The 14,724-nt window shown below is 45.2% G+C and carries 11 protein-coding genes and 1 pseudogene; 8 read left to right on the top strand and 4 right to left on the bottom strand.

Going from position 1 to position 14,724, the window contains the following annotated elements:
* Nucleotides 1–87 precede the first annotated feature (87 nt).
* Nucleotides 88–2,154: a polyphosphate kinase 1 gene (gene ppk1 / locus NMD08_RS07375; protein ID WP_003037917.1), complete on the top strand. Its 2,067-nt coding sequence runs from the start codon at nt 88–90 to the stop codon at nt 2,152–2,154.
* Nucleotides 2,155–2,158: 4 nt separating this feature from the next.
* The gene (gene ppx / locus NMD08_RS07370) at nt 2,159–3,700 is read left to right on the top strand and encodes an exopolyphosphatase (protein WP_187258609.1); all 1,542 of its coding nucleotides are present in this window, start codon (nt 2,159–2,161) and stop codon (nt 3,698–3,700) included.
* Here ppx and NMD08_RS07365 read toward each other — a convergent pair.
* Nucleotides 3,680–5,950: an EAL domain-containing protein gene (locus tag NMD08_RS07365; protein ID WP_370619881.1), complete on the bottom strand. Its 2,271-nt coding sequence runs from the start codon at nt 5,948–5,950 to the stop codon at nt 3,680–3,682. The two genes, ppx and NMD08_RS07365, sit on opposite strands and share 21 nt — an antisense overlap.
* A 348-nt stretch (nt 5,951–6,298) precedes the next feature.
* On the opposite strand from NMD08_RS07365, the gene NMD08_RS07360 reads away from it, so the two are divergent.
* Together NMD08_RS07360 and mscS are read left to right on the top strand one after the other, a co-directional pair.
* A complete protein-coding gene (locus NMD08_RS07360; protein ID WP_151217646.1) occupies nt 6,299–6,502 on the top strand; it encodes a YfgG family protein in 204 nt (67 codons plus the stop codon).
* A 363-nt stretch (nt 6,503–6,865) separates the two neighbouring features.
* Complete coding sequence (gene mscS / locus NMD08_RS07355; RefSeq protein WP_151217647.1) at nt 6,866–7,744, top strand: small-conductance mechanosensitive channel MscS; 879 nt, start codon at nt 6,866–6,868, stop codon at nt 7,742–7,744.
* Nucleotides 7,745–7,960: 216 nt separating this feature from the next.
* On the opposite strand, the pseudogene NMD08_RS07350 reads toward mscS, so the two are convergent.
* Nucleotides 7,961–8,056, bottom strand: a pseudogene (locus NMD08_RS07350) (IS5/IS1182 family transposase); the annotation flags it as partial.
* Between the two features lie 122 nt (nt 8,057–8,178).
* Here NMD08_RS07350 and NMD08_RS07345 point away from each other — a divergent pair.
* The 3 genes from NMD08_RS07345 (at nt 8,179) to NMD08_RS07335 (ending at nt 11,170) form a co-directional block, all read left to right on the top strand.
* Nucleotides 8,179–8,733 (top strand): hypothetical protein, encoded by a 555-nt coding sequence (locus tag NMD08_RS07345; protein ID WP_001544042.1) that lies wholly within the window; start codon nt 8,179–8,181, stop codon nt 8,731–8,733.
* Nucleotides 8,667–9,878, top strand: a complete 1,212-nt coding sequence (locus NMD08_RS07340) for a hypothetical protein (RefSeq protein ID WP_197733976.1) — start codon at nt 8,667–8,669, stop codon at nt 9,876–9,878. The genes NMD08_RS07345 and NMD08_RS07340 overlap by 67 nt, the downstream gene beginning before the upstream one ends.
* A gap of 383 nt (nt 9,879–10,261) precedes the next feature.
* Nucleotides 10,262–11,170, top strand: coding sequence for a hypothetical protein (locus NMD08_RS07335; protein ID WP_023308156.1), 909 nt, complete (start codon nt 10,262–10,264; stop codon nt 11,168–11,170).
* 350 nt (nt 11,171–11,520) lie between these two features.
* On the opposite strand, the gene NMD08_RS07330 is transcribed toward NMD08_RS07335, so the two are convergent.
* Nucleotides 11,521–12,237, bottom strand: coding sequence for a Fic family protein (locus NMD08_RS07330; RefSeq protein WP_023308157.1), 717 nt, complete (start codon nt 12,235–12,237; stop codon nt 11,521–11,523).
* Nucleotides 12,230–12,898 carry a hypothetical protein gene (locus NMD08_RS07325; protein WP_023308158.1) on the bottom strand — a complete coding sequence of 223 codons (669 nt, stop codon included), beginning with the start codon at nt 12,896–12,898 and terminating at the stop codon, nt 12,230–12,232. The genes NMD08_RS07330 and NMD08_RS07325 overlap by 8 nt, the downstream gene beginning before the upstream one ends.
* Nucleotides 12,899–13,414: 516 nt before the next feature.
* Here NMD08_RS07325 and NMD08_RS07320 point away from each other — a divergent pair.
* Complete coding sequence (locus NMD08_RS07320) at nt 13,415–14,680, top strand: hypothetical protein (RefSeq protein ID WP_050867976.1); 1,266 nt, start codon at nt 13,415–13,417, stop codon at nt 14,678–14,680.
* Nucleotides 14,681–14,724 lie beyond the last annotated feature (44 nt).

The raw sequence follows: 14,724 nt of genomic DNA, 5'->3' as shown, positions 1-14,724 counted from the left end.
TTTTTCTGGCACAGTTGGACATCTGAGAGCAATGCTCGCCATAATAAATCGGTAGTGTCCCGTGAATGAAACGGAGTAAAAGTGGTAATGGGTCAGGAAAAGCTATACATAGAGAAAGAACTCAGTTGGTTAGCGTTCAACGAACGCGTACTCCAGGAAGCTGCTGATAAATCAAACCCGTTGATCGAACGGATGCGTTTCTTAGGCATCTATTCCAACAACCTCGACGAATTTTACAAGGTTCGCTTTGCCGAACTGAAGCGCCGAATCATTATTAGCGAAGAACAGGGTTCAAACTCTCACTCCCGCCATCTGTTGGGCAAAATCCAGGCTCGCGTATTAAAAGCCGATCAGGAATTTGACGGACTGTACAACGAGTTGTTGCTGGAGATGGCGCGCAATCAGATTTTCCTCATCAACGAACGTCAGCTGTCGGCCAATCAACAGAGCTGGTTACGCCATTACTTCAAGCAATATCTCCGCCAGCACATTACGCCGATTCTGATTAATCGCGAGACGGATTTAGTTCAGTTTCTGAAAGATGACTACACCTATCTGGCGGTGGAAATTATCCGTGGCGATACAATCCGCTACGCGCTGCTGGAAATCCCTTCTGATAAGGTTCCCCGTTTTGTGAATCTGCCGCCGGAAACCCCGCGCCGTCGCAAACCGATGATCCTCCTGGACAACATCTTACGTTACTGCCTTGACGACATTTTCAAAGGATTCTTTGATTACGATGCACTGAACGCCTATTCGATGAAAATGACCCGTGACGCTGAATACGATTTGGTGCACGAGATGGAATCGAGCCTGATGGAGCTGATGTCATCCAGCCTGAAACAGCGTCTGACCGCAGAGCCTGTACGCTTCGTCTATCAGCGCGACATGCCCAATGCGCTGGTTGAGGTACTGCGTGAAAAACTGACGATTTCTCGCTACGATTCGATTGTGCCAGGCGGGCGTTACCATAACTTCAAAGACTTTATTAACTTCCCCAACGTTGGCAAAGCCAACCTGGTAAATAAACCGCTGCCACGTCTGCGCCACATCTGGTTCGACAACGAGAAATTCCGTAACGGATTTGATGCAATCCGTGAACGCGATGTACTGCTGTATTACCCATATCACACCTTTGAGCATGTTCTCGAACTATTGCGTCAGGCCTCCTTCGACCCAAGCGTACTGGCGATAAAGATCAATATCTACCGTGTGGCAAAAGACTCGCGCATTATTGACGCGATGATCCATGCCGCGCATAACAGTAAAAAAGTGACCGTGGTCGTGGAATTACAGGCGCGCTTTGATGAAGAAGCCAATATCCATTGGGCCAAACGTCTTACCGAAGCGGGCGTTCACGTTATCTTCTCTGCGCCGGGTCTGAAAATTCATGCCAAACTGTTCCTTATCTCACGTAAAGAAGGTGATGAAGTCGTGCGCTATGCGCATATCGGGACGGGCAACTTCAACGAAAAAACGGCGCGACTGTATACCGACTACTCGTTGCTTACCGCTGATTCGCGCATCACCAACGAGGTTCGCCGGGTTTTCAACTTCATCGAAAACCCGTATCGTCCGGTGACGTTCGATTATCTGCTGGTTTCTCCGCAGAACTCACGCCGTCTGCTGTACGCGATGATCGACAAAGAGATCGCTAATGCACAGCAAGGCCAGCCTTCTGGTATCACGCTAAAACTGAATAACCTGGTCGATAAAGGCCTGGTTGATCGTCTCTATGCGGCCTCAAGCTCAGGCGTACCGGTTAATTTGTTGATTCGCGGTATGTGTTCTCTGATCCCAAACCTGGAAGGTATCAGTGACAATATTCGCGTGATAAGCATTGTTGACCGCTACCTTGAACACGACCGGGTTTATATTTTCGAAAACGGTGGCGATAAGCAGGTATACCTCTCCTCCGCAGACTGGATGACCCGCAATATCGACTATCGTATCGAGGTCGCCACTCCGCTGTTGGACCCTCGTCTTAAGCAGCGCGTGCTGGATATTATCGATATCCTGTTCAGCGACACGGTGAAGGCTCGCTTCATCGATAAAGAACTCAGTAATCGCTACGTACCGCGCGGAAACCGCCGTAAAGTTCAGTCACAATTGGCGATTTACGATTACATCAAATCACTCGAGCAACCTGACTAACGCTATGCCAATACACGACAAGACTCCACGGCCGCAAGAATTTGCTGCGGTCGACCTTGGTTCAAACAGTTTCCATATGGTCATTGCCCGCGTGGTTGATGGCGCAATGCAGATAATCGGACGACTGAAACAACGCGTTCACCTGGCGGATGGCCTCGGCGAAGATAACAAACTGAGCGAAGAGGCAATGGAACGCGGATTAAGCTGCCTGTCGCTATTTGCCGAACGTCTGCAGGGCTTTCCCCCGTCAAGCGTATGCATCGTGGGAACCCATACTTTACGTCAGGCGCTAAATGCGACCGATTTTCTCAAGCGAGCAGAAAAAGTCATCCCCTACCCGATTGAGATTATTTCCGGTAATGAAGAAGCCCGACTGATTTTTATGGGTGTGGAACACACCCAGCCGGAAAAAGGCCGCAAGCTGGTTATTGATATCGGCGGTGGCTCAACAGAACTGGTGATCGGCGAAGATTTCGAGCCCAGGCTGGTCGAAAGCCGCCGTATGGGCTGCGTCAGTTTTGCCCAGATGTATTTCCCAGGCGGTGTCATCAACCGGGAAAACTTTCAGCGTGCCCGCATGGCAGCAGCGCAGAAGCTCGAAACCTTAACGTGGCAGTTTCGCATTCAGGGCTGGAATGTCGCAATGGGCGCGTCAGGCACGATTAAAGCGGCACACGAAGTGCTGCTGGAGATGGGTGAAAAAGACGGTTTTATCACCCCCGAACGCCTGGACAAACTGACATCTGAAGTGCTGAAGCATGCCTCATTTGATGCGCTCAGCCTGCCGGGGCTGTCAGAGGAGCGAAAGGCGGTATTTGTTCCCGGGCTCGCGATTCTGTGCGGCGTTTTTGACGCACTGGCGATCCGCGAACTTCGCCTTTCTGATGGCGCGCTACGCGAAGGCGTGCTGTATGAGATGGAAGGACGTTTTCGCCACCAGGACGTTCGCAGCCGTACCGCCAGCAGTCTGGCGAATCAGTACAACATCGACAGCGAACAGGCCCGGCGCGTGCTGGAAACGACGATGAAAATGTACGACCAGTGGCATACGCAGCAGCCAAAACTGGCCAATCCTCAACTGGAAGCGTTACTGCGCTGGGCAGCGATGCTGCATGAGGTTGGGCTGAACATCAACCACAGCGGTTTACATCGCCACTCTGCTTATATCTTACAAAACAGCGATTTACCGGGGTTTAATCAGGAACAACAGCTGATGATGGCAACATTAGTTCGTTATCATCGCAAAGCGGTGAAACTGGATGACTTGCCTCGCTTTACGTTATTCAAGAAAAAACAGTTTCTGCCGTTAATTCAGTTGTTGCGCCTGGGCGTGCTGCTGAATAATCAGCGCCAGGCGACTACTACGCCGCCATCCCTGACTCTGATAACCGACGACAACCACTGGACCTTACGCTTCCCGCATGACTGGTTTAGCCAAAATGCGCTGGTGTTGCTCGATCTGGAAAAAGAGCAGCAATACTGGGAGGGCGTAACCGGCTGGCGTCTCAAAATTGAAGAAGAAAGCTCACCCGATATCGCCGCATAAACTCTCAGCAGGTGCCAGTTCAACTGGCGCCTGTTCTTCCAGCGTTTCATGCAATGGCAGGGGTTTACCAATCAAATATCCCTGCATGTAATCAATTCCCAGCGAAATTACCGCACTGCGTATTTCTTCACTTTCAACATACTCTGCAACCACCTGCATTCTTTTCATCCGCGCCAGATGGCAAATAGAAGCCACGATTTGGTAGTCGAGGCTGTTCGAAACGATATTGCGAATAAAGCTGCCGTCAATTTTCAGGATATCGGCATTCACATTCTTCAGCCGCGCATAGCTGGCGTATCCGGTGCCAAAATCATCAATCGCAATCTGACAGCCCATAGATTGCAGCTGCAGTAACGTTGCCTGTGCCTGTTCCGCATTGGTTAAGGCGTTGCTTTCCGTAACTTCAAAGATCAACTGCCATGCTTCAACCTTGTACTTAACCAGTAGCTTGTTGATGTCATGCGGAAGTCGGGCGCGACATATCGACGTGGGTGACAAGTTAATGGCAAACCGACGGGCGGGCATTTTTTCCCGATTCTGCGCCATAAACTTCAGCGTATTTTCAATCACCCATAGATCAATACTGGACGACAAGCCAAACTCATGCGCGACCGGCAAGAAGCAATCAGGGGCGACGGTTTCACCGTCATCCCCCTCAAGACGCAGCAGGATTTCATGATAAACATCGCCGCGTACGCCAGAAATCGGCTGCGCCATCAGGAAAAAACGATTGTGCTCCAGCGCCTGCTGTAGACGATTCATCATCGCAACCTTATCTTTCAGATCACGTTGCAAGTGCATTACGCCCCGGCGCTGCAAGTTCTCTGGCGCATTGGTCGCCAGAGAAAGTTCGGCAATGGTGCTTAACTCTCCCAGTAACAGATAGATATGGTTAACAGGAGAACGGACATAGCAAAAACTGATCCCCACCTGCGGCTGTAAAGGCATGCCATCCCAAATAAAACGGAACTGCTTGATATGCCTGTCCAGGGCCTCAATGCGCTCCTGATGAGACTCGGTGTTAAAACGCAAAACTAAGTCATTACCCGATAGCTGATAGACATGCTCATCCTGTTCCAACTGTGGCGTTATCCACTGTGAGAGTTTTTGCTTGTACTGGATACGCAGCATAATGCCGTAATTTTTTACCAGTAACTCCATGCCCGGAACACGCAAAAAGCAGAGTACTGACCATGGCGTTTTTTTCAAATCCCGGTTCAATGCGCGCAAATTTGGCAGATGCACCATCGGATCAAAGAATGCCAGACGATGATTGCGCCGGGTAACAAAGCGTTGGCGCGTTGCCAGTACGGCAATGAAGTTCACGATGAAGGAGAAAACAAGATAACTCGACGAGGTAATGGCAAGCTGGGTATCGTAGCCAGAATACCAGGGCATATAACGCTGGTAATAATGAATTGCGGTAATAAGTACGACAGACCATATCAGCGAAATAAATCTGTAGCCGTAACGCATTGCTCCCCAGAGCATGACGGGTAGCAACAGCGACAGCGTATAATTTGTGCTAAATATTGAGCTTTGTTCATTTAACGGCATACACAGTAATGCCATAAGTACAGCCAATATAATCAGCCAGATCGCAAACTCGGTTTTGGTAACTTTGTTATCAAACTGCTGCTTTAATTGAGAAAAATAGCCTCTGACATGCAAAGGGTTGCGGATCGTGCGAATAATAAAGTAGCACAAAGGAACCCCAACCAGATTCCCGACGAGCATGGCCTGATAGTTGATCAGCGTGCCAGTATTAAAGGGCATAACCCCCACCATGCCGGATTTACTCTCATAAACGCCCACAAACGCGGCAAACTGGAAGAGGATCAGAAACAGCGTCGCCGGGCAGAAGACCTGCCAAAACATGCGCTGAAACATCAGATGGGAGTCACCGTGAGATACGTTGTTCCGCCGGGGAGCAAATACTTTATACCCTCCCCAACTCAGCACTATCGTAACAATAAAGTGCGAAATTATTGAGAGCGTTTCAAATAACCCAACCTGCGGATATTTGTAGCAGATAATGGAAATGATAATTCCCGGCAATGCCGCCCAGCCAAAAAATAGCATCAGGCTAATCATCAACGCCAAAGGCATGTAGAAAAGAATTACGGTCCCAGAACTAATATGGGCATAGGTATTAGCAGTGCTCAATATAGGCAACAGCAAAGATGGTAAGATGAGAGGTAACGCCCACCATCTATCTCTCATACCAATATAATGTTTTTTGAGTTTCATAGATGCTCAGTAGAATCCCGCACATCCTGCAGGGGGTATTCAGACAGGCATCCCACCTGACTCTAAACTATAAAGTTAAATACATTACGATGTCTCATCGATTTTAGTTATCATCAAACAGTGACGTTTGACATATATCAAAAAAAAGACTCTCATTAATCAATTATTACTCTTTTCATCGTTTCTTATCGTTAATTCATTATTAATGCAAATAATAATATTAATTTTCATAACATATGAGGATGAAACAACTGAAGCAATTTTACATAACGAAAAATTGACCATTGCCCCACAGTATGCCTTAATGTGAATATCGCCCTCAGTTGGGTACACTACAAGGAACCTTTTGTGAGCCAGGTTACCAGCCTACGCAAACGACATCGATTTAATAGTCGCATGATCCGGATCGTACTGCTTATCAGCTTTCTCTTCTTCTTCGGACGCTTCGTCTACTCCGCTATAGGTGCGTGGCAGCACCACCAGAACAAAAAAGAATCTCAGCAGATCACCCAGCCGCAACAGGCATCTCCTGCTCAAACCGACGTGCGCTGATCGCTCGCGCCTGTAATATCTCAGCATTAAGATTCCTTACCGGATGGCTAATCGCCTGACATTTAACCATCCGGTAAGGGATTTAAGTGATGAAACAAAACGCTGCCTTACCCACCACTCGCACGGAGTTATCGGATGATAAACCGTGTTTTCGCACAAATGCACAATCTTTTAATCCCACTTCACCGCACCATTCGCGCTGATTTTTACGTTCCGATTGACTGGGTATAAAAAAACACACCGTGTTCAAATAGACGTCAATTAATATCGCCAAAAAATATCACAGATGAAAGCATTAATATTATGTATGGAATTAAATGCTTATTTGAATCATTACCATTTTAAATTCTACAGGGTTTTACCATGAGTGGTTTTTCATTATTTCCGAAAATAAGCAGCGGTCTTGAATGGATCGCTGGACACAGCGATGCGGTTATTCAATTCGGGTGGAATATCGTTGCCGCCGTAATTTTACTGTTTGTCGGTAAATTTGTCTCTCGCCTGCTCTCCAGTGGTCTGGAAAAGTTACTGTTAAAACGTAAAGTTGACCGAACCATTATCCAGTTCTTCACCGCGCTGGTACGTTACATTACCCTCGCTTTCGCCGTTGTTGCCGCGTTGGGTCGCGTCGGTATCGAAACATCCTCCATTATTGCCGTCATTGGTGCCGCCGGGTTGGCCATTGGGCTCGCGCTACAAGGATCGCTTTCCAACTTTGCCGCTGGCGTACTATTGGTCTCCCTGCGTCCTTTCCGCGCCGGAGAAGTGGTACAAATTGGCGCAGTCACCGGAACGGTGGAAAAGGTGCATATTTTCTCCACCACCCTGCTCACCGCCGACAGCAAAGAAGTGGTCATTCCAAACGGTAAGATCATCGCTGACAATATCATTAACTATTCCCGCCACCCTTTTCGTCGGATCGATCTGGTGATTGGCGTGGGCTATCAGACCCGGATAGCAGATGTTAAGCGCGTGATTAACCAGATTATCGAGCAGGATAGCCGCATCGATAAGCAACGTGGAGTAACCGTTCGTCTGGGCGAACTGGGCGCTTCAGCATTGAATTTTTACGTCCGCGTATGGGTACCCAACATCGAATACTGGAATACCTATTACGATCTGCTGGAAAACATTAAAGAAGCCCTGGACGCCAACCATATTGCCCTGCCGTATCCGCAGATGGATATCCGCGTGGAGAATGTGTCACCCCAATCTCCTCCCCAGCTACAGTTAGTTGATTAATAAGTTGTTCTCCGGTGTGAGCGCAATAAAAAACCCTCTGTTAAAGAGGGTTTGACATATTACCGTTCAAAAACCGCTAACGGAGAGAGATATTATTCCCACTCAATGATAAATGAAAATAAATAACAACTACAAAACAATAGGTTAAAAACAATCTACTATCAAATACCATTAAAAATACCATACAAAGAAAAAGCACATCAGAGCCTGAACAGCATCGTAGCGGATTGTCAAAGAACCCCGAGCCTTAAGGGCTGCGTTGTACTGTTTCCAGTTGGTAGCTCGATAGCGGGACTTGCGGGGCTGACTCATGTAGCAAGCCTACCGCTTGAAGGGCAACGATTTATGCAATAACGCCTTTTTGAGAAGGATCTAATTGCCAGTGCCCTATGCTACATTTGATTCAAATTGTAAAATAATGGAATAGGTGCAGCATGAGTTTCTTCGATAAATTCAGCGCGGACAAGTTGAAAGATGCGGCTGCAGTTGCCAAAAAGAAGCTTGGTGACGCAGCGGCCAAAGGCGCAGAGGCGGCAACCGCCGCGTCACAAATGGTCAAAGACTTTGATTATCAAGAAGCGCAAGCAACTGCTAAGCGGACTGCGTCAAACATAGCGGACCAGGCGGGCAAAGCTACAACAAAGGCTATCGATACAGTCATGGAACATGACTATGCGGGCACCCGTGACTATCTTGCAGATCAGGCCGTCAAAGCGAGCGATGGCGTTGTGAACATGAAAGACAGTGCCGTCGATGCCGTACAGAATTTCGACCTGAACGAAACAACAGAAGCCGCTATAAAATTTTCCAAGCAATCAGCAGGCAAGCTCAACCGCATGTTCCGCGATACGCTAGAACTGGATAAGACCACGTTCGACATGGTCACGACGTTAAAAAGCGTCTACCTACCCCAGCAAGCTCCGTGGACGACATCTACGAGCAATGCCGCAAAGAATCAATTCGACGCGCGATTGCTGCTTTTATGCTAGGAGGCATCCTAGATGAAAAAAGTGCTGCTAAATATGGCAAGCTGACTGACGACTACGATACCTATCGACACGATAAACATGGCACGTTTGGTGACTACTCCCATGCAAAGCCCTCTGATAAAACGCCGAACGGTACGGTTTTCCGGAATGACTACAACCCGGATGAACCTTTGGTCTATGAACGAGATAAGGCTACTATTGTCTCGGTCGATCACATCACCTCAAGAAAAGAAATCTTCTCTTCTCAGCTATTGAAAATGGGCCTGACCGATGAACAGTTGGGTAAGGTCGTGAACGACCCCGGCAATCTGAAGTACATGCACCGAAGCATCAACAGCCAAAAGGGTGAGGCTGACCTGTATGACTGGCTGTCCGCGAATTCCAAGCCACATCCTACCGATGACGGTAAGTTGATCGTGACGATCAAGGGATCAGGTAAAGAGCATGTCATCGACAAAAAGGCGGTCGATAAAATTTATGCAGAGAGTAAGCAGGTTATCCGCTCTGCAAAAATCCAAGCAGTTAAAGAGATCGGTACCACTGTTGCCCTCACTGGCGCGACCATGGCCGCACAACAGGTCGTGGGCATGATTGTGGTGGAGACCATTGACGTGTTCCTGGACGAACTGAAACGCATGAAGTTTGTCTCCGAAGAAGGAATTGTTGAAGAGATGAAGCTCAGCAAGAATCGCCTGAGCGCTGAACTCGCCAAGCGTTTTGAAGAACGTCAAATTTGGTCGCGTGCGAAATCGCTGGGCATCGAGGCTGGCGTAGCAGGCGCCTTGAGCGTGATACCTCAGATTCTCATTTCTTTGGTATTGAAGATGCCTTCATTTGTCTATGCGCTGATTCGTGAGAGCACCCTCAGCGTTGTGCGTGCAACCCGTATCGTTACCAGCAATGAGCCAGACAAACTGGTGGCCTTGCAAGTCGTGATTATGGGTGCGGCATCGGCTGTTGTCGGCATTTACGCTCAACGGGTTATTAGCCAAGGCATTGCCGCAGTGCCATTACTGAATAAATTCAACTCACAAGTCTCCTCGGTCCTGTCAGGGGTGATTGTCACCGCGGTCCCCTTGGCCGCGATTTACACGTTCGAGCAAAACAAATCAAAGTTGGTGCTAAAATTGGTCGGTCCCAAATAGCAGAAAGCCACTATGCAAAACAAAAAGTCCCGCCAAAACAACTGGCGGGCCTTTTTGTAATCTGAGAGCTCTATGCTGCGGGCATGATGAGTTTGAATATGCCAGCCTCAAGCTGCGCAGGTTCGGATTGGCTCATTCGCAGACATTCGTCTGCGAATGAGCCAATCCGATAGAGTTCGAGAGACGTATTCCTGTGCCGTCTAGGAAAACCGGCCCTACTAACTGACGATTGTGTCTAATACTAGGGACAGATCAATCAGTCTCACGACGATCCCGAGAGGATTTTTACCATTCTAATCTTTTGAACAATTCCCTTGATGCAGAAATGTTCAACAAAGTATAATTACTAGACGTATAAAAATAATTGATATGCTATGGATACAATGAATATTGGATTAACTGAAATATTATCATTTGCTGCATTAATTGTATCGGCATTCAGTATGCTGTATGCAAAAAAGCAAAGTGATTTTGCAAAGAGAAATCATTTTAATGACTATCGCTCTCATTTATCTCAATCTCATCTGGCATATAGAAAAGCACTAATTAAAACACAAAACAAACATAAAAATGATCTTCTTGAATTAAGTAGACTAGCTGGGGAGACATTAGTAAAAATAGTTAACCATTTCGACCGATATGACACCAATCAACATGCAGAGAGATATCTAAGGCATTTACTGCATGAAAGTTCAGAAATGGTTTTCCGTACATTCCAGGGGCAACTTGCCTGGCAAACTTCAGAAAACATATCACATAGACTTTACCAAATATCTTTTATTGAGGACAATCTCAATCCGGTTAAAAATATATTTGGAGATTGTTCCTTCAGAGAAGGAATAAATTTAAAGTATCATTTAGAACCAAATACATACCTAGAGGCGGATTTAGTGAATGATACTTATTTTTGCAATCTGGTTCTAGAGATGAAAGCAAGACTTGATCAATCTAAACTACAAGAATTGATGAGCAACGTTCAAAAAGAAATGATTAACTTCAATACGTTGTACAACAATCTAAAAGCCAATCTTACCATAAGTGCTAATTACCTTGACGAGTTAATCCTTCAGGGAAATAAAGAGCACTTCCAACTGAGAGAATCCCCACAACTTTACTCTGAAATGAAAAGAACAAAAACACAATTGAGAACATTAGGTTATATAAACATGCCTGAGGGCTTAGATAAGTCTTTTAGTGGAAAGCTTTATTTCTCAATATCCAAAAGCATCCATTTATGTGCTCTCCTTCATGCAATACAATGTTTACATTCATGGGGCTGGGACTATGAATAATAAAGTATTCTTAATTTAATAAGGGAGTTTAAATCTTTCATATTATTAAAAATAACACCAATAGATAAAATTCATTGGTATTCTTTTATCAAGTCAGGCAATTAACCCCCCCCCCTCACTCCCACTCGAATATAAACAAGAAGTGAATTAGTCTATATAACAGTTAGTTAGAAATAAGAACATACTCGGTACCATTATATATACCATGCTAAAATTTTTTACTACATGTTGACGTTTTAGCTCAGCTTTCATCTAGGCAAAGGATTCACTGATATCCATGCGGATCTGATAGAGCTCATTGGGGTATAGACTGGTCAGTTCGGGTCTCAATCATTCCTCCCAACGCTTTGTCACAGACCTCTATTCATCTCGAATGATTGATACTTTTGAGCAACTGCTATGTCCGTGTACTCACCATCTACGGAATTTTCTATACCTTGACCGTCTAAACCACGAATACCATTTATAGATTCCCCCCAAAGATTTCGATCTCGAGTACCGCCTATAAACTGTAATAGGTAGTTATCCAAAAGCCCTTTTGATGGGGATTCAATTTCAGCGCTTAAGGCTCTTAGGTAATCAATTTTATTAGTTCTATGCCAATCAATCGAAAAGCCTGCTCGATGACAAAGCTCATTATGAACAATTAACATAGTACGTCCGTTCCCATCAAGAAATGGATGCCCATATGCAAAAAAGCCCATAACCTCACCAGGACGCTGACGCATAGACTCTGCATTCTGTCCGAGACGTAGACCCTGCTCAATAGCTAATCGTGCATCATGAGGATGGCAAAACATCGTGCCAGCTTTAGATACCGCACAATTAGGAGCAGTAATTGTACGATCTTGACCTGCCCACGGATAGAATTCTTCGAATAATATCCGATGAACTTCCAAGAAATCTTCGTAACACAAGTCCGATCTTCCCGCTAAGTAAACTAAAGCTTCATCTAAACCAGCACGAAACATTGTATGTTCAAGTTGACGAACAATCTCTGGGTCTTTTACACCATGATGGTTACGTAAATAACCGACTTGCTCAAAATCATTAAACGGATCAAACACTTTGTTTTTGTTCTCGCAGGTAATTGACTGACAACTTCGCAACTTCTTGCTTGGTGATTTTCCCCGCACGTTTTAGAGCAACAAGAAGATCTTCGACGGTATCATGTACTATCTCATCACCAGCTAAGCGAGTAACAGCATCAGCCCACTGATCCATCGCGTTGTAGCAATAAGATACGTTGTAATAGCGAGCAAGCTCTACGACATAACGAGCAACTCCCTTAGTAGGAGGTGTCTTTGCCAATTTGAATGCTGTATTTTTAGTAGCAGACTTACGGCTATAACTACGAAAGCAAATAGTCTTCCCATTTATGACAAGCTTGCGCTTAACTCTTGGTGCATCGACTTCAACAATAATTTCACCTTGTGAGGCATTTACTTTCTCGAGGCACAAGTCTTTTTGGAGAAGCTGGAAGCCTAATTTGTTGGCTGCTTCACGAATGATAACATCAAGACTACCCTGCGCTTTTACATCATTCCCCGCTCTTTTGGCCTTAACGTAAACCCCTTGAGAAAGGCGAAGAAGTTCACCATTTTTCACTAACACACTCAATGCATGTGTAACTTGGGTCTTGCTTCCCAATGGAGCCAAATCAGAACGAGATAGAACAACTCCACAACGATGTTGAATCGACTGGCGCATACGAGTTTCAAGCTTCATATAAACATCCCCCGGCAAATTACTGATAAATTATAACAAGAAAACGTAACTTTTTCAATTTTCTTATTTATTTACAAGCAATTAGATAACATTCAATCACTTACTGTCCGACATCTATTGTTATACGTTATTGCAACTCATCGATCAGATAAAAGTGACTGATATAGTTACTATCTTGGATAGGGTGCCTCCCCAAAAAGCCTAACACCATAGTGACTCGTTTTATGCAAGTTGAGCGGATTAGCTAAAGTCAATTAAAAAATATCGTAAAATTTAGAGATCTTATCTAATTAGTTAAAATATAGGGTTTATCCCATCAGTAGGAGATGAATTGGACCAAGAATGATTTATAAATCCCTTACTAGTAGTAGACCTATTGACCAAATTTTTGTGATGCTTCAAAGTATCCTCTGAAATAGATCCACTTCAAGAAATGCTATAATGTGACTACTTTAACGAGGGCTATTCACTCACTCGTGTCCAGCAACAGCAAATGGCGTTCAATAGGTATTTGATATGAGAATTCGTCGTAAACCTATGAGTAAGACTCTTAAACAACCAAATAAAAAACTTCGTTATATTGACCCATTAAAAGTTAAACGCCTGATCGGTGGTTTTTTTCCATCAGATATTTTAGCTAAGCTAATTGATGTTGACTTGGTAGCTCTGAATGACGAAGCCACTATTCGCATGGGCGGCGGAGGAATAAAACCTCTATATCTTAGCAAAGAATATAACAGTACAGTGATTGGTGTAGTTGATGAAATGGAAAAATACAATCACAAGTTAGTGTCTCATCCAGAATTAATGAAGGAGCGTTCATTCTATTCAGCTCCATTCGACCTAACAATTAGGTATGGTTCCAGACAAGACATGCCTCGCTTCCATGAAAGCTGGAGCGAACAGACGTTGCTAGAATCAACAGTTCAGGTATATAACCTCGGTGATTGCAAATGTAGTTCTTGTTATCGACCACCAGAACAACATAGGGCTATATTGCATATATACAAAGAGATGTTCAAAGGTCATATTTGGCGAATATCACTTCCGATTCAATATCTCATGAAAGGTTTTCCATTGAAACCAAACGGTCACATGGGTTACTATCATAGCCTTGTTGTCCAGCACCCGGATTCGTATTTGCGTGAGTGGCTCAAGGAGAATGAGACTTTAGAGGGGCTCCCGGAAGAACCACGATACAACTACGTAGGTATTACATCACGTAACTGGTTGGTAAGAATGAGTGAACATATACGTGGTATTGAATCAGGCGAAAACAAAAAATTCTATAATGCTTGGAGGCATTTCGTTAAAAACGAACGCGTCGATTTCATGTCTGAACTATTAGTTGTCAATCAATCTTATGATGACATTATGGCTTGGGAAGAAGCCCGAGTGGATATAGAAATGGCGGAGGGAAGAGCATTAAATATGATTCCGGGTGGATTCAAAGGTATTCGAGAATTACATAAACTTAGAGTCCTCAACAAAGATCGACCAACGTTGAAAGAGCTTAGAAGCGCAATAAAAGCTGCCAAACGAGCTACTCCCCGAAGCGGAGTACCTAACCTTCTTATTTCGGGATTATGGAAAGAAGACAGTTACGCAGCAAAAATCATTTGTGGCGCTGAAGGTCGCCTATCAGTTGAACAAGTGCGTAAAGCTCGTGAGCTACATCAAGTTGGAATATCAGTGGAAGAAATTGCGGCTAAAATTAGTGCACTTAATGTACCTCAAGTGCGACGACTTTTGGATGGGAAAACATATTCTCGTATTCACTAATGGTGGGTAAGAGCAGTCGTCAGCAGTATGCGAGAAAAGACGTT

Source organism: Citrobacter meridianamericanus (assembly GCF_041320245.1).
In the GTDB taxonomy this organism is placed as follows: Bacteria; Pseudomonadota; Gammaproteobacteria; order Enterobacterales; family Enterobacteriaceae; genus Citrobacter; species Citrobacter meridianamericanus.
This window is presented reverse-complemented; position numbering and strand designations above follow the sequence as displayed.